We start from the raw sequence: 15,262 nt of genomic DNA on the forward strand, positions 1-15,262 counted from the left end.
TCCTCCAGGTGGTTATCCGATGCCGGCATGCCATAGGTCGTCATCCATGCATGTCATATGCTCAGCACTTGATCCGGCCGTTTCCCTTGGTGGATTGGGCTCGTAGAATGAGTGCTTCTGATTGCATGGGGAATCGATCATGAGTCCAGCCCTGCTGGTTCTGGCCAGTGGCAATGCCGGCAAGCTGCGCGAGTTTCATCAGTTGCTCGCGCCATTGGGCATCGAGGTGCGAGCCCAGGCCGACTATGGGGTGGCCGATGTCGATGAGACCGGCCTGACCTTCGTCGAGAACGCCCTGCTCAAGGCCCGGGAGGCCAGCCGCCTCAGTGGCTTGCCCGCCCTGGCCGACGATTCCGGCCTGGAGGTGGATGCCCTGGCGGGGGCCCCCGGCATCCATTCGGCCCGCTATGCCGGCGAGCCCAGGAGCGATGCCCGTAACAACGCCCGGCTGCTCGATGCCCTGGCCGAGGTGCCGGAGGGACGCCGGAGCTCACGGTATTGGTGCGTACTTGTTCTGCTCCGGCATGCCGAAGATCCCGTGCCGTTGATCGTCCAGCGCAGCTGGGAGGGTGAGATCCTGCAGGTTCCTCGCGGCGACGGCGGATTCGGCTACGATCCGCTGTTCTGGGTACCCGAGCAACAGGCCTCGGCCGCCGAGCTCAATGCCGAGCAGAAGAACCGTAACAGCCACCGGGGTCGGGCCCTTCAGGCGCTGGTCGCGGCCATGGACAAGGAGCCCGGCCGGCCATGAGCGGACCCATCCCCGCCTCGACCGACCTGCCGCCGCTGTCGCTTTACGTGCATGTGCCGTGGTGTGTTCGCAAGTGCCCCTACTGCGACTTCAACTCCCATGGCGTCGGGCGGAGTGCCGATCTCCCCGAGGCCGCCTACCTCGACGCCCTGGTGGCCGATCTCGAGGGTGACCTGCCCCTCGCCGCGGGTCGTGAGCTGGTCAGCATCTTTATCGGTGGAGGCACCCCGAGCCTGATGTCGGCCGGCTTCTACCAGGGGCTGCTGCAGGCCGTGGCCAGCCGACTCCCGCTGGCGCCGGACATCGAGATCACCCTGGAGGCCAATCCGGGCACCCTGGAGCGTGGCCGTTTCGCCGGCTATCGGGCGGCGGGTATCAACCGGCTGTCGCTGGGGGTGCAGAGCTTCCAGGATGCGCAGCTGTCGGCCCTGGGACGCATCCACGGCGGAGACGATGCCCTTGCAGCCGTCGACGAGGCGCGCAGGGCCGGCTTTGACAACCTCAACCTCGACCTGATGCACGGACTTCCCGGGCAGACCCCGGCGCTGGCGCTGGCCGATCTGGACCAGGCCCTCTCCCTCTCTCCCGAGCATCTGTCCTGGTACCAGCTGACCCTGGAGCCCAACACCGAATTCCATTCGTTCCCGCCGGCCCTTCCGGAGGAGGAAGTGCTTTGGGACATTCAGGATCATGGGCACGAGCGTCTCGAAGCCGCCGGTCTCGAACGCTACGAGATTTCCGCCTATGCTCGTCCAGGCCGGTCGTCGCGTCACAACCTCAATTATTGGCGCTTCGGCGATTATCTGGGCATCGGGGCCGGTGCCCACGGAAAGCTAAGCTGGCCGGGCAGTGAGGGTCTGCAGATCGAACGCCGCTGGAAATCGCGGCTCCCCGAGGCCTACCTTCGCCGGGCCAACGACCTGCGCGGCTTCGTCGCCGGTCGAGCCACCATCGATGAGGGGGAACTGCCCCTCGAGTTCGCCATGAATGCCCTGCGTCTCGTGGAGGGTGTGCCTCTGTCGACATGGCATGCCAATACCGGGCGCGGGCCACAGGCGCTATTGTCCAGGCTAGTGGCGGCTCGGGAAAAAGGACTTCTTGTGGAAGATGCCGACTGGCTTAGGTCATCGCCTCAGGGTCTACTATTCTTGAATGAGTTACTGGCGATGATCGATGATATCGGGCCAGTGAAGGACGAGACTTGCCAACCCAAGGAGTAGAGCACGCGATGAGAAGATCAATTCGACTGGTGGCCCCCCTGGCCGCAGCGGTGCTGTTGGTGGGCTGTACCACCACCGATCCCTATACCGGAGAGACCCAGCGAAGCCAGACCGGGACGGGTGCCGCCATCGGAGCGGCCATCGGTGCCGCCGCTGGTGCGCTCAGTGGTGACGGCAGCACAAGCCGGCGCGATAGGGCCTTGATCGGCGCCGCCGTGGGTGCGGCCGCCGGTGGCGGCATCGGCGTCTACATGGATCGTCAGGAGGAGCAACTGCGTCAGAGCATGCAGGGCACGGGTATCGGCGTGGATCGTCGCGGAGACGATATCGTGCTCAATATGCCGAGCCAGGTGACCTTCGGCTTCGATTCCAGCGACCTGACCATGAGTGCAGGTGACGCGCTCAATAACGTGGCCGCGGTACTCCAGCAGTATCCGGACACGCGCGTCAACATTGCCGGCCATACCGACAGCACCGGTGATGCCGGATACAACCAGCGGCTCTCCGAGCGCCGGGCCAATGCGGTGGGCAATTACCTTGCCCGGTCAGGCGTGTCGAGCAGTCGCCTCTACATGACGGGCTACGGCGAGAGCCAGCCTATCGCCAGCAACGATAACGAGCAGGGGCGTGCCCAGAACCGCCGTGTGGAGATCACCTTGACGCCGATTCAGGATCGTTTCCAGCAGCAGTAACACCTGGTTGCATCACGCCATACCACTCGGGCCCGCCACTGCGAAAGTGGCGGGCCCTCTTGTCTTGTCGACTCACGGACTGCCTTCCATGCTTTCCTATCAGCATGCCTATCATGCCGGCAACTTCGCCGACGTTCACAAGCATCTGACGCTTTTTGCCGTCACCGACCATCTGTTACGTAAGAAGTCACCAGTTACGTATATCGATACCCATGCCGGTCGCGGGCTCTATCCCCTGGCGGCCAATGAGACGGCGAAGCTGCAGGAGTACCGTGAGGGTGTCGCACGTCTCTGGCAGGCACGGGAACGCCTCGATGATGATACGTTGCTCAGCGACTGGTTATGCGCCGTGGCGCGGGTTCAGTCCCGTGAGACCGGGCTCGACCACTACCCGGGATCGCCCTGGTGGCTGGTGGAGCGGTTGCGTCCCCAGGATCGGCTGATGCTCTTCGAACTCCATTCCGGGGAGCATGGCCATCTCGTCCGGCAGGCTCTGCCGGACAACGTGCAGTGCATCCATGGCGACGGACTGGAAGGCCTGGTGAAGCGACTGCCGGTGCCCACGCCGCGACTCTGCGTGCTGGTCGATCCCAGCTATGAACTCAAGACGGAATATGCCGAGGTGGCCGAGGCCGTGCTCCAGGCCATGCGCAAGGCTCGCCACGGGGTGATGCTCGTGTGGTATCCCCTGTTGCCGGCGGGCCGTCACCTGGAGCTGCTGGAAGGTCTGCGCGAGGGCGGGGTCCGCAAGGTCTGGCGCAGCGAGCTGAGGCTTCGCGAGCCCCAGGAGGGCGAACGCGGCATGATCGGCAGCGGCATGCTGGTGATCAATCCGCCCTGGGGACTCGATGAACGCCTGGGGGCATCCATGGAGAGGATCCTGCCGCTACTTGGCGAGGCCAGCCGCCATCGCGGTGACTGGTTGGCGGGGGAGTAGGGGGATTGGCCACTTTTTCCTTCTTATTTGCCGATGCAGAAGCTGCCGAAGATCTCGCCGAGCAGGTCGTCTGCACTGAACTCGCCGGTGATCTCGCCCAGGGCCTGCTGGGCATCTCGCAGATCCTCTGCCAGCAACTCCCCGGCACCATGGCCCGATAGCTGTATCTCGCCGTTGCCAAGGGCTTTGCCGGCACGGTCCAGAGCGTCCAGATGACGTCGGCGGGCCGAGAAGCGGCCCTCGGTGGTGGCCGCAAAGCCCATCACCGACTTGAGGTGCTCCTTGAGGCTGCCGACTCCCGCGCCACTCTTCGCCGACAGCCGTATCACCGGCCTGTCGGTGGAGTTGTCGATGCCGGGTGATTCGTTGCTCTCGTCGATCTTGTTGCGCACCAGGGTCAGCCGCGAGGGATCCTGAAGGCGAGCGACGAACTCCGGCCAGATGGCCATGGGGTCGATGGCATCGGTGGTGGCGGCATCCACTATCAGCAGGACCCGATCGGCTTGCTCGATCTCCTCCCAGGCACGCGCCACCCCGATCTTCTCCACGGCATCCGGGGTGTCGCGCAGGCCGGCGGTATCGATCACGTGAAGCGGCATGCCGTCCAGGTGGATGTGCTCGCGCAGCACGTCCCTGGTGGTGCCCTCGATGTCGGTGACGATGGCGGTGTCCTGCTCCGTCAGCGCATTGAGCAGGCTCGACTTGCCGGCATTCGGTCGCCCGGCGATCACCACGCTCATGCCCTCCCGCATCAGCGCTCCCTGGCCGGCGGCGGCCCGAACCTCGGCAAGGTCCCTCTGGATACCGGCCAGCTTGCCGGCCACGTGTCCGTCGGCGAGGAAGTCGATCTCTTCCTCGGGGAAATCGATAGCCGCCTCCACGTACATGCGCAGCTCGATCAGCCGCTGGACCAGCGTCTCCACGCGGCGTGAGAACTCGCCCTGCAGGGAGCGCAGCGCGTTCTCGGCGGCGCCACGAGAGCTGGCCTCGATCAGGTCGGCGATGGCCTCGGCCTGGGCCAGGTCCAGCTTGTCGTTGAGGAAGGCCCGCTCCGAGAACTCCCCGGGCCGCGCCAATCGGGCACCGAGCTCCACGCACCGCTCGAGCAGCAGGTCCATGATTACCGGCCCCCCATGGCCCTGAAGCTCCAGCACGTCCTCACCGGTGAAGGAGTGGGGGCCGGCGAAGAACAGCGCGATGCCCTCGTCGATGACATCCCGGGCACCCCGGAAGGGGCCGTAATGGGCCTGGCGAGGGTTGGGGCAGTGGCCCAGCATGACTTTGGCGATCGGTTCGCACGCGGGGCCGGATACGCGGATGATGCCCACCCCGCCGCGCCCCGGCGGGGTGGCCAGGGCAGTGATGGTGTCCTGATCATTGAGGCTGGCGGCCATGGACGGTTCCTGTGGGCAAAGGGCTTTGGTCAAAGTGCTGTGGTCAAAGAGTCGGACGGAATGGTGACATTGTCCGGGGCAGGGGGCCTAAACACTAGCCCCTAAACGCCAGACCCCCGCCGGGGCGGGGGTCTGGAGGCTAGGGGAGGGACCAGGCTACTTGGTCTTCATGCCCTTGCCGATACTCGGATCGGCCTCGATCTTGCGGGTGATCGTGTACTGCTGAACGATGGAAATGCAGTTGTTGACCACCCAGTAGATGACCAGGCCCGCCGGGAACCACAGGAAGAAGAAGGTGAAGACAATCGGCAGCATCTTCATGATCTTCGCCTGCATGGGGTCCGGAGGCGTTGGGTTGAGCAACTGCTGGACGAACATCGAGGCGCCCATCAGGATCGGAAGGATGAAATACGGGTCCTTCACCGACAGGTCCTGGATCCAGAACATGAAGGGCGCGTGGCGCAGCTCGACGGACTCCAGCAGCATCCAGTACAGGGCGATGAACACCGGCATCTGCACCAGGATCGGCAGGCAGCCACCCAGAGGATTGATCTTCTCCTTCTGGTAGAACTTCATCATCTCTTGGGACATCTTCTGGCGATCGTCGCCGAACTGCTCCTTGAGACGCTGCATTTCCGGGCCCAGCTTGCGCATGCGAGCCATGGACTTGTAGGCCTTGGCGGAGAGGGGCCACAGGGCCGTCTTTACCAGCATGGTCAGCAGGACGATGGACCAGCCCCAGTTGCCGATCAGGTCGTGGATATGGTCGAGCAGCCAGAACAGCGGGTTGGCGATGAACCACAGCCAGCCGAAGTCCACCGTCAGCTCCAGGTTGGGCGCCACGGCTTCCAGGCGATCCTGGACCTTGGGACCCATGTAGAGGGTCGCCCCGAGTGTCGCCTCGCCGTTGCCTGCTACGTTGCTGGTCGGGCCCGCGAAGGCGGCCACGTTTCGGCCACGGGCATCGGTGGTGGCGTAATAGAGGTTTTGCTGGTTCTGGGCAGGAGCCCAGGCCGAAGTGAAGTAGTGCTGGATGATGGCTACCCAGCCCCCCTCGACGTCGCGGTTGTTGAAGGCGCCTTCCTGGATCTCATCGAAGTCGACCTTGAGGTAGCGGTCCTCCGGAGTGGAGTAGGCGGCACCGAGATAGGAGCGCATGCCCATCTTCGGGCCGCTGGAGGGGTCGCTGCTGTTGTCCCGTGCCAGCTGGCCGATGAAGCGTGCAGTGAGCGGCTCCTCGTTGTTATTGGCCAGGTAGTACTTCACGTCGACCGCATAGCTGTCACGCTCGAAAGACAGGCGCTTGATCAGCTCCACGCCATTGACCTCGGCGGCCAGATCCACGTCGAGACGGTCGTCGTTCTCGCCCAGCCGGTACTCGGTCGCTTCTGGGGTGAAGGTGATGCGTCCCTCATGGCCTTCGAGTTGAAGCCCAGAGCGTGCCACGTAGCTACGAGACTCGCTGTCGGATAGCAGCACGTAGGGGCGATCGGAGCCGAGGCTGAAGCTGTGCTGAGGCAGTGCCGCATAGACGATGTCACCGCCCTGAGGGTCGATGCGCACATCAAGTACGTCGGTGACCACTGCCACCAGATCGCGGCTGCCTGACGGCGTGTCTGGCGTGCCTGGAATCCCGCCGGTCACGTCGTCACCCGAAGTGACGGCTGCGGGTACCGAGAGATCATCGCCGCCGGAGGCTGCCTGGCGGTTGCCGTCCGCAGCGCTGCTGGACACGGCGGGAGCCTGGGGCTCAGGAGTTGCCTGTCCGTAGTCCTGATTCCACTGGACGATCATCAGGTAGGCGAGTAACGCCAGGGGAATCAGCAGGAGTAGTCGTTTTACGTCCATGAGGGGTCTGCCCGATGGGTAGTGAACATTCCGATGGCGCAACGCAGGTCGCACACCCGAGAAACACGAAAGCCTGCCGCAGGAAGGCTGGGTAACGCACACACGCAGTCTGCATCCGACGCGTCGGTGTGCAGGGTTGCGGCGAAGAGGGCGGTGGTCATGTTCATGCAGGCTCCGGGATGCGCTGGCACTCGGTGGCAGCGGTCATCATTCGCGTCTCGTGCCTCCGCTCCTCTGGCCGTGCACGTTACTCATTACCGATCGACTTCTGCATCTCACGCTCAAGGCGACGCCACATCCCGTGGAGCTGACGATGCACGGTGGCGTTATCCAGTTCATGGACTCCCCGTCTTGCCAGTACCACGATGTCAACGGCGGGAAGGCGCTGCTGCTGAAGCCGGATGGAGTCACGCACTAGACGCTTGAGGCGGTTGCGGTCGACGGCCCTGCGAACATTCTTCTTGCTGAAGATCAGGCCGAGTCGCGGATGGCCTAACGCATTGGGCGAGGCCAGAGCCATCAGCCCCTTGCCATGGACCTTGAATTCAGCCGTTTCAAAGACACGTCTGTAGTCCCCGGCAGTCAGCAGTCTCAGCTGCCGGGGATAGCCCTGACTGGACACGCTAGGGCCGCGTTCAGGCGCTCAGGCGCTTGCGGCCCTTGGCCCGGCGACGAGCCAGCACGGCACGACCATTCTTGGTGGCCATACGCGCGCGAAATCCATGCACGCGCTTGCGCTTGAGAACGCTGGGTTGAAAAGTACGTTTCATAACTCGTTATTCCCACGTGGTTTTCTGAATGATTTGATCACTCGTAGACATCCGGATGTCACATGCGGATCCGGGGGTATTCGACTCAAGACCCGAAATTGTAGTGATTTCAGCCGCGAGGTGCAATTCTTGCGTGCGTTTCGAAGCCGCCCGTTAATCTTGCCTGTCCGGTCATCGGTTCGCTAGGCGCTGCGGGGTCGGTGCGATGATTGGATTCCTGTGGTCACTATTGGGGACGGTGTTTGTGTATAATCATTTATAATTTATAAATATCAAAGCTCTGAAGTTATATAATAGCTGTGGATAAAGTGGGGATCGAGAGGGGAGATCCATGATGGCAGCCAGCTCGCTGGTGGGCCCGCGTCGGCCTGATCGGAGGAGCCGTATCTACTGTCGCCTTCATCAGCTCGTGATCCGTTATCCAAGGCGGTTTTCCACAGGGTGAGGAAGGAGGTGCCCGTGTGGATAACTCGTGGTTCGAACGATACAATGCACGATCGTTTTCAATGCAAAGGTGAGGTCGCGTGTCACTGGCTCTTTGGCAACAATGTCTGGATACCCTGCAGGATGAACTGAATTCACAGCAGTTCAACACCTGGATTCGTCCGCTGCAGGCGGAAGAAGGGGAGTCCAACCAGTTATGCCTGCTGGCGCCGAATCGTTTCGTGCGTGACTGGGTCAGCGACAAGTATGCCAAACGGATCAGTGAGCTGATGCGTGAGCTCTCGCCGGCCAAGCCGCCCAAGGTGATGCTGACCGTGGGCAGTCGGCGCGCTGCGTCGCCGAACCCGCAGCCCCGTGAGCTGGGTAATCCCGTTTCGGCAACGGCACGAGCTCCTGCCGCACCGGCCGTCCAGGTGGCGCCCAGGGGAGACGTGGGAGATGAGCGAGAGATCGACCAGTTGCGGGAGGAGAGCTCCGGCCAGCGCCTCTCCGGCCAGCGACAGGTGCAGGTGGAAGGAAGTCTCAAGCACGGTAGCGGACTCAACCCCAACTTCACCTTCGAGACCTTCGTCGAGGGCAAGTCCAACCAGCTGGCGCGCGCCGCCTCCCGACAGGTCTCCGAGAATCCCGGAGGGGCGTATAATCCGTTGTTTCTCTATGGCGGCGTCGGCCTGGGTAAGACACACTTGATGCATGCCGTCGGCAATGGACTGGCGACCCGACGTGAGAACGCGCGTGTCGTCTACCTCCATTCGGAGCGCTTCGTGGCCGATATGGTGAAGGCGCTGCAGCTCAATGCGATCAATGACTTCAAACGGTTCTATCGCAGCGTCGATGCCCTGCTGATCGATGACATTCAGTTCTTCGCGGGCAAGGAGCGCTCTCAGGAGGAGTTCTTCCACACCTTCAACGCTCTGCTTGAAGGCGGTCAGCAGATGATTCTGACATCTGACCGATACCCTAAGGAAATCAGTGGTGTAGAGGAGCGATTGAAGTCCCGCTTCGGCTGGGGGCTGACGGTGGCCATCGAGCCACCGGAGCTGGAGACCCGGGTGGCCATCCTGATGAAGAAGGCCGACCAGGCCAAGGTCGATTTGCCTCATGATGCCGCTTTCTTCATTGCCCAGAAGATTCGCTCCAATGTTCGTGAGCTGGAGGGGGCGCTGAAGAAGGTGATCGCCGATTCCCACTTCATGGGCAAGACGATCACTCAGGATTTCATCCGCGAGTCTCTCAAGGACCTGCTGGCGCTTCAGGACAAGCAGGTCGGGGTGGATAATATCCAGCGCACAGTGGCCGAGTACTACAAGATCAAGCTGTCCGATCTGCTATCGAAGCGTCGTTCTCGTTCGGTGGCCCGTCCCCGTCAGGTGGCCATGGCGTTGGCCAAGGAGCTCACTAATCATAGCCTGCCGGAGATCGGTGACGCCTTCGGTGGCCGTGATCACACTACGGTGCTCCATGCCTGCCGGAAGGTGAAGACCTTGCAGGAAGAGAGCTCTGATATCCGTGAGGACTACAAGAATCTGCTGCGGCTGTTGACTAGCTGAACGGAACACCAGCGGTCGGGGACGCGCCGGCCTCAATCCCTCCAGGACAAGAAGTGGAGTCGACATGAAATTTTCCATCTCCCGAGAAGCGCTGCTGCGCCCGCTGACGCTGGTAGCCGGCGTGGTAGAGCGACGCCAGACCTTGCCGGTACTCTCCAACGTGCTGATTCAGGTCGATCAGGATCAGGTATCGCTAACGGGCACCGATCTCGAGGTCGAGCTGATCGGCCGTACCGTGGCCAGCCAGGTGGAGCAGGCGGGTTCCGCCACGGTGCCGGCTCGCAAGCTGATGGATATCTGCAAGTCGCTGCCGGACCAGTCGGAGATACAGCTGTCGCTCGAAGAGGGCAGGGCTGTGCTGCGCAGTGGTCGGTCACGCTTCACCCTGTCGACCCTGCCGGTCGCTGAGTTCCCTAACATCGAGGATGACCAGGGTAATGTAGAGCTGAGTCTCCCGCGGGGAACGCTGAAGCACCTGATCGATACGACCTCCTTTGCCATGGCCCAGCAGGACGTGCGCTATTACCTCAATGGCATGTTGCTGGAGATGGGGACCAATCTTGTTCGTACCGTGGCGACCGACGGTCATCGCCTGGCCGTGTGCTCACGGTCTGCCGACATCCAGGTGGAGCCGTCCCAGAAGCTGATCGTTCCTCGCAAGGGGATACTCGAGCTAGTCCGCTTGCTCGACGATGGCGAGGAGCCAGTGAGCCTGACCCTCGGCGCCACCCACTTGCGTGCTCACACCGGTGATTTCACCTTCACCTCCAAGCTGGTGGACGGCAAGTTCCCCGACTATGAGCGGGTGGTGCCACGCGGGGGCGACAAGGTCTTCATCGCCGACCGTGCCGAGCTTCGCCAGGTCCTGTCGAGGACGGCTATCCTGTCCAACGAAAAGTACCGTGGGGTGCGCCTGAATCTCGAGGAGGGCAATCTCCGGGTGATGGCCAACAATCCCGAACAGGAAGAGGCCGAAGAGAACGTGGCGATAGAGTACAGCGGCCCGGCCATGGAGATCGGCTTCAATGTCGGCTATCTCGTGGACGTCCTCAGCGTCCTGGACGAAGATCGGGTACAGATGACCCTTGCCGACCCCAACAGCAGTGCGCTGATGGAAGAACCCGGTGGTGGCGATGCCATGTACGTCGTCATGCCCATGCGTCTTTGATACGTCGTCAGGCGGCGGCGCCTGGCATGGGCGCCACCCCATACGCCGTTGAACCTGCCTGATGTCTATCGATCGTCTCACCTTCCAGGGCCTGCGCAACCTGCAGGCCGTGGACCTCAAGCCAGGTCCGCGAATCAATCTCCTCACCGGTGCCAACGGCAGTGGCAAGACCAGCGTGCTCGAGGGTATTCATGTGCTCGGCATGGGGCGCTCCTTCCGTGCTCGCCAGCTTCGTCACGCCATCGCCCATGGAGCCGATGCCATGACGCTTCACGGCAGGCTCGTTGGTGAACCTGCCGTAACCATCGGTGTGCGACGGCACCGCGAGGGCGGTGAACTTGAGTTGCGCCTTTCCGGTGAACGCCTGGATCGGGTCTCGCGCCTGGTGGAAAGCCTTCCCCTTCAGCTGATCAACCCCGACGCCTTCCGTCTGCTCGAAGGCCCTCCTGCCGGGCGTCGTGAGTTTCTGGACTGGGGCGTGTTTCACGTGAAACATGATTTTCTCGATACATGGCGACGCTTCCGGAGAGCGCTGAAACATCGGAACGCCCTTCTCAGGCATGGTAGAATATCTGATGCTTCCCTGGATGCCTGGGAGCAGGAGTTGGTGCACTGGAGCGAGCAGCTGGACGAAATGCGCCGTGACTGGGTCGAGATGTTCCTGCCGGTATTCGAGGACACTCTTCGGGAACTCATCTCGCTTCCCGGGCTTGCCTTGCGCTACACCCGTGGTTGGGACAGCAAACGTGGGCTGAGCGATATCCTGCGCCAGGCACGCGACACCGATCACCAGATGGGCTTTACCCAGCAGGGGCCGCAACGTGCCGAACTGGGCATCCGTCTCGACAAGCGGCCGGCGGCAGAGGTCCTCTCCCGTGGCCAGCAAAAGCTGGTGGTAAGCGCGCTGAAGCTGGCCCAGGGGCGCCTTCTGGAGCAGTTGACCGGCCGGACATGCATTTACCTGATCGATGACCTTCCTGCCGAACTGGACAGCGGGCACCGGCGAGTGTTCTGCAAGTGGTTGGAGCGCATGCAGTGTCAGGTATTCATCACCAGTGTTGATCCCGAGGCCCTGATGGACCTATGGGAGGCGGACACCCATCTGGCGATGTTTCACGTGGAACATTCCGAATCGGGCCAGGGGCAGTTGCTGCCAATGGACAGACAGACTTCATGACGGAGTAGTCAATGAGCGAACAGGCTTACGACTCATCGAGCATCAAGGTTCTCAAGGGCCTGGATGCCGTACGAAAGCGGCCGGGCATGTACATCGGCGACACCGATGACGGGACGGGCCTGCACCACATGGTGTTCGAGCTGGTGGACAACTCCATCGATGAAGCTCTGGCCGGACACTGCAGCGAGATCCGGGTGATCATCCACCCTGATGAGTCGGTCACCGTCACCGACAATGGTCGCGGCGTTCCTACCGATATCCATGAAGGAGAAGGCGTCTCGGCGGCCCAGGTGATCATGACGGTGCTGCACGCCGGCGGCAAGTTCGATGACAACTCCTACAAGGTATCCGGAGGCCTGCATGGCGTTGGAGTGTCGGTGGTCAACGCATTGTCCGAAGAGCTCAAGCTGACTATCTGGAGAGCAGGCCAGGTGCATGAGCAGCTCTACCACCATGGCGTTCCCGACTCACCTCTGGCAGTGGTTGGCAAGACGGAGCAGAGTGGTACCCGTGTTCACTTCAGGCCCTCTCCCGAGACCTTCCACAACATCGAATTTCACTACGACATCCTCGCCAAGCGTCTGAGAGAGCTGTCTTTTCTCAATTCTGGCGTGGCAATTCGCCTGATGGACGAGCGTAGCGGAAAGGAGGAATTGTTCCACTACGAGGGTGGTCTCAAGGCCTTCGTCAATCACCTGAACACCAACAAGACTGTGCTAAATCCGGTATTCCACTTCAATGCCGAGCGCGAGGACGGCGTCGGTGTGGAAGTGGCGATGCAGTGGAACGACACTTTCACCGAGAATATCTTCTGCTATACCAATAATATTCCCCAGCGGGATGGCGGCACCCATCTGGCCGGTTTTCGAGCCGCGCTTACCCGCTCGCTGAACCACTATATCGAAGCCGAGGGGCTGCTCAAGAAGGCAAAGGTCAACACCTCCGGTGACGATGCGCGCGAGGGCCTGACGGCGATCATATCGGTCAAGGTACCGGACCCGAAGTTCTCGGCCCAGACCAAGGACAAGCTGGTCTCTTCCGAGGTGAAGACTGCGGTGGAGCAGGAGATGGGGCGCCTGTTCTCGGACTACCTGATCGAGAAGCCTAACGAGGCCAAGGCCATCGTCAACAAGATGCTGGATGCGGCTCGAGCCCGCGAGGCCGCACGCAAGGCGCGTGACATGACTCGCCGCAAGGGTGCCCTCGATATTGCCGGACTGCCCGGAAAGCTCGCTGACTGTCAGGAGAAGGATCCCAGCCTCTCCGAGCTCTTCCTGGTCGAGGGCGACTCTGCCGGAGGCAGTGCCAAGCAGGGGCGTGATCGTCGCACCCAGGCCATCCTGCCGCTGAAAGGCAAGATCCTCAATGTGGAGAAGGCGCGCTTCGACAAGATGCTGTCATCGGCGGAGGTCGGCACGTTGATCACTGCCCTGGGCTGTGGCATCGGTCGGGAGGAGTTCAACCCCGACAAGTTGCGCTATCACTCGATCATCATCATGACCGATGCGGATGTGGACGGTTCGCACATTCGCACACTGTTACTGACGTTTTTCTTCCGCCAGATGTCCCAGCTCATCGAGCGGGGACACGTTTTCATCGCTCAGCCGCCGCTCTACAAGATCAAGCGAGGCAAGCAGGAGCTCTATCTGAAGGATGAGCAGGCGATGGTCGATTACCTGACGACGACGGCCCTGGACGGAGCCCGGCTGCATGTCAATGCCGATGCACCGGGCATCGCTGGAACCCACCTCGAGGCGCTCGTCGATCAATACCGTGACGTCATGAAGCGCATCGACCGTCTGTCACGTGTCTATCCCGACGTCGTATTGCGCAAGATCGTCCATGCAGCCCATCTCGATGGCGAGCAGAGCCTGCGTGATCGGGGCACCATGCAGCACTGGATCGACTACCTGCAGAAGGAGATGGATGCCCTGGTCTCCTACGAAGGCGGGCCACGCTACACCTTCCGCCTCGAGCAGGATGACGAACGTGGCTTCTACCTGCCGGCAGTGTCGTTGACCGCCCATGGTGTCACTACCGACTATGTCTGGGGTGTCGAGTTCTTTACCAGTGCCGATTACCGCGCCATGGCGGCGTTGGGAGAGACCCTGGATGGCCTGATGGAGGAGGGGAGTTACGTTGCCCGTGGCGAGCGCCAGAGGCCTGTAACGAGCTTCTATGACGCCCTGGCGTGGCTCATGGCTGAAGCTCAGCGGGGCCTGTCCATTCAGCGTTACAAGGGGTTGGGTGAGATGAACCCGGATCAGCTCTGGGATACCACCATGAATCCCGATACCCGTCGCATGCTCCGGGTTACCATCGAGGATGCTGTCGCAGCTGATATGATGTTCAATACCCTGATGGGCGATGAGGTTGAACCGAGGCGTGACTTCATCGAACGCAACGCCCTGGTGGCGAACCTGGATATCTGAACGCTGCGCCCAATGTTCCACGTGGAACATTGGGCGCAGCGGCATGAACGACGAGGCCGGCTATCAAGCCGGCCTCGTTGCGTTTCTGAGACGCCATCATGCCGGGCCATGCCCTGGTTATGTGGCCCGCTCCTCGGAGGCCAACAACCAGTCCACGAAGGCCGCGAGGTCATCGAAGACTTCGGCGTTGCCAAGACCCTCTCCCTTCTCTTCCGTGCTACTCCCCTTTCCGGTCCTGACCAGAACCGGGTGACAGCCCAAGGGTTTTCCTGCCTGAAGGTCGCGAAGGCTATCTCCAACCATCCAGCTGCCAGTGAGTGTATTCAGGCCCAGAGTCTGGCGTATCTGTTCCAGAAGCCCCGGTAGAGGCTTTCGGCAGGCGCATTGATCATCGGGCCCATGAGGGCAGTACGCGATGTGTGCTATCTCTCCACCGGCCTGATGGACTAAGTGACGGAGTCGTTCATGAATGGCTTCAAGCACTGCCTCGCTGTAATAGCCTCGGGCGATCCCGGACTGGTTGGTGGCGACCGCCACGGCCCAGCCGGCCTGGCTTAGCCTGGCAATGGCCTTGATGGATGAAGGGTAGGGCACCCATTCGTCCAGGGACTTGATAAACGCATCGGAGTCATGGTTGATGACGCCGTCGCGATCGAGGATCACTAGTTTGTTGGGACGATACATGTGTCAGACCAGTTCGGCAGCAGACAGGATATGGCAGGAGTGTTTCACGTGGAACATTGTCTGCCAAGAGCCCGGATTTGGACACGGTGCCCGAATGGGTGTAGCACCCGGATATCGGGGGGTGGAAGTGTCAGGTGTTCCACGTGGAACATTCATAACAGCTCGGGGCTTTATCTGGCATGAAGGTCGGGTATG

13 protein-coding genes are annotated in these 15,262 nt (G+C 61.8%); 8 read left to right on the forward strand and 5 right to left on the reverse strand.

What is annotated here, in order from left to right:
- Positions 1-139: 139 nt before the first annotated feature.
- The 4 genes from rdgB (at position 140) to ABE960_RS10095 (ending at position 3,600) form a co-directional block, all read left to right on the forward strand.
- Positions 140-751, forward strand: a complete 612-nt coding sequence (rdgB, locus tag ABE960_RS10080; RefSeq protein ID WP_349762131.1) for an RdgB/HAM1 family non-canonical purine NTP pyrophosphatase — start codon at positions 140-142, stop codon at positions 749-751.
- On the forward strand, positions 748-1,971 hold the full coding sequence (gene hemW, locus ABE960_RS10085; protein ID WP_349762132.1) for a radical SAM family heme chaperone HemW: 1,224 nt from the start codon (positions 748-750) through the stop codon (positions 1,969-1,971). Before rdgB ends, hemW begins: the two co-directional genes overlap by 4 nt.
- A gap of 8 nt (positions 1,972-1,979) precedes the next feature.
- Positions 1,980-2,663: a YiaD family glycine zipper/OmpA-like lipoprotein gene (locus ABE960_RS10090; RefSeq protein ID WP_349762133.1), complete on the forward strand. Its 684-nt coding sequence runs from the start codon at positions 1,980-1,982 to the stop codon at positions 2,661-2,663.
- Positions 2,664-2,751: 88 nt separating this feature from the next.
- The gene (locus ABE960_RS10095; RefSeq protein WP_349762134.1) at positions 2,752-3,600 is read left to right on the forward strand and encodes a 23S rRNA (adenine(2030)-N(6))-methyltransferase RlmJ; all 849 of its coding nucleotides are present in this window, start codon (positions 2,752-2,754) and stop codon (positions 3,598-3,600) included.
- 23 nt (positions 3,601-3,623) lie between these two features.
- Here the strand turns inward: ABE960_RS10095 and mnmE are convergent, their stop codons facing one another.
- The 4 genes from mnmE to rpmH form a co-directional block, all read right to left on the reverse strand.
- The gene (gene mnmE / locus ABE960_RS10100) at positions 3,624-4,994 is read right to left on the reverse strand and encodes a tRNA uridine-5-carboxymethylaminomethyl(34) synthesis GTPase MnmE (RefSeq protein WP_349762135.1); all 1,371 of its coding nucleotides are present in this window, start codon (positions 4,992-4,994) and stop codon (positions 3,624-3,626) included.
- A gap of 156 nt (positions 4,995-5,150) precedes the next feature.
- Positions 5,151-6,842: a membrane protein insertase YidC gene (gene yidC, locus ABE960_RS10105; protein ID WP_349762136.1), complete on the reverse strand. Its 1,692-nt coding sequence runs from the start codon at positions 6,840-6,842 to the stop codon at positions 5,151-5,153.
- A gap of 247 nt (positions 6,843-7,089) precedes the next feature.
- Positions 7,090-7,464, reverse strand: a complete 375-nt coding sequence (rnpA, locus tag ABE960_RS10110) for a ribonuclease P protein component (protein ID WP_349762137.1) — start codon at positions 7,462-7,464, stop codon at positions 7,090-7,092.
- A 13-nt stretch (positions 7,465-7,477) separates the two neighbouring features.
- Positions 7,478-7,612, reverse strand: coding sequence for a 50S ribosomal protein L34 (gene rpmH, locus ABE960_RS10115; protein WP_010626003.1), 135 nt, complete (start codon positions 7,610-7,612; stop codon positions 7,478-7,480).
- A 524-nt stretch (positions 7,613-8,136) separates the two neighbouring features.
- Here rpmH and dnaA point away from each other — a divergent pair.
- The 4 genes from dnaA (at position 8,137) to gyrB (ending at position 14,383) form a co-directional block, all read left to right on the forward strand.
- A complete protein-coding gene (dnaA, locus tag ABE960_RS10120; RefSeq protein ID WP_349762138.1) occupies positions 8,137-9,606 on the forward strand; it encodes a chromosomal replication initiator protein DnaA in 1,470 nt (489 codons plus the stop codon).
- 64 nt (positions 9,607-9,670) lie between these two features.
- Positions 9,671-10,774 (forward strand): DNA polymerase III subunit beta, encoded by a 1,104-nt coding sequence (dnaN, locus tag ABE960_RS10125; RefSeq protein WP_349762139.1) that lies wholly within the window; start codon positions 9,671-9,673, stop codon positions 10,772-10,774.
- Positions 10,775-10,835: 61 nt separating this feature from the next.
- Positions 10,836-11,951: a DNA replication/repair protein RecF gene (gene recF / locus ABE960_RS10130; protein ID WP_349762140.1), complete on the forward strand. Its 1,116-nt coding sequence runs from the start codon at positions 10,836-10,838 to the stop codon at positions 11,949-11,951.
- Positions 11,952-11,962: 11 nt separating this feature from the next.
- The gene (gene gyrB, locus ABE960_RS10135; protein ID WP_349762141.1) at positions 11,963-14,383 is read left to right on the forward strand and encodes a DNA topoisomerase (ATP-hydrolyzing) subunit B; all 2,421 of its coding nucleotides are present in this window, start codon (positions 11,963-11,965) and stop codon (positions 14,381-14,383) included.
- A 117-nt stretch (positions 14,384-14,500) separates the two neighbouring features.
- On the opposite strand, the gene gmhB is transcribed toward gyrB, so the two are convergent.
- Complete coding sequence (gmhB, locus tag ABE960_RS10140) at positions 14,501-15,067, reverse strand: D-glycero-beta-D-manno-heptose 1,7-bisphosphate 7-phosphatase (protein ID WP_349762142.1); 567 nt, start codon at positions 15,065-15,067, stop codon at positions 14,501-14,503.
- Positions 15,068-15,262 lie beyond the last annotated feature (195 nt).

The sequence above is a fragment of the Halomonas aquatica genome (genome assembly GCF_040196335.1).
Classification (GTDB): Bacteria; Pseudomonadota; Gammaproteobacteria; order Pseudomonadales; family Halomonadaceae; genus Halomonas; species Halomonas aquatica.

What these genes read in the sequence shown, in the direction of transcription:
- rdgB (WP_349762131.1), top strand. Translation starts at nt 140, where the DNA reads ATGAGTCCAGCCCTGCTGGTTCTGGCCAGTGGCAATGCCGGCAAGCTG.
- hemW (WP_349762132.1), top strand. Translation starts at nt 748, where the DNA reads ATGAGCGGACCCATCCCCGCCTCGACCGACCTGCCGCCGCTGTCGCTT.
- ABE960_RS10090 (WP_349762133.1), top strand. Translation starts at nt 1,980, where the DNA reads ATGAGAAGATCAATTCGACTGGTGGCCCCCCTGGCCGCAGCGGTGCTG.
- ABE960_RS10095 (WP_349762134.1), top strand. Translation starts at nt 2,752, where the DNA reads ATGCTTTCCTATCAGCATGCCTATCATGCCGGCAACTTCGCCGACGTT.
- mnmE (WP_349762135.1), bottom strand. Translation starts at nt 4,994, where the DNA reads ATGGCCGCCAGCCTCAATGATCAGGACACCATCACTGCCCTGGCCACC.
- yidC (WP_349762136.1), bottom strand. Translation starts at nt 6,842, where the DNA reads ATGGACGTAAAACGACTACTCCTGCTGATTCCCCTGGCGTTACTCGCC.
- rpmH (WP_010626003.1), bottom strand. Translation starts at nt 7,612, where the DNA reads ATGAAACGTACTTTTCAACCCAGCGTTCTCAAGCGCAAGCGCGTGCAT.
- dnaN (WP_349762139.1), top strand. Translation starts at nt 9,671, where the DNA reads ATGAAATTTTCCATCTCCCGAGAAGCGCTGCTGCGCCCGCTGACGCTG.
- recF (WP_349762140.1), top strand. Translation starts at nt 10,836, where the DNA reads ATGTCTATCGATCGTCTCACCTTCCAGGGCCTGCGCAACCTGCAGGCC.
- gyrB (WP_349762141.1), top strand. Translation starts at nt 11,963, where the DNA reads ATGAGCGAACAGGCTTACGACTCATCGAGCATCAAGGTTCTCAAGGGC.
- gmhB (WP_349762142.1), bottom strand. Translation starts at nt 15,067, where the DNA reads ATGTATCGTCCCAACAAACTAGTGATCCTCGATCGCGACGGCGTCATC.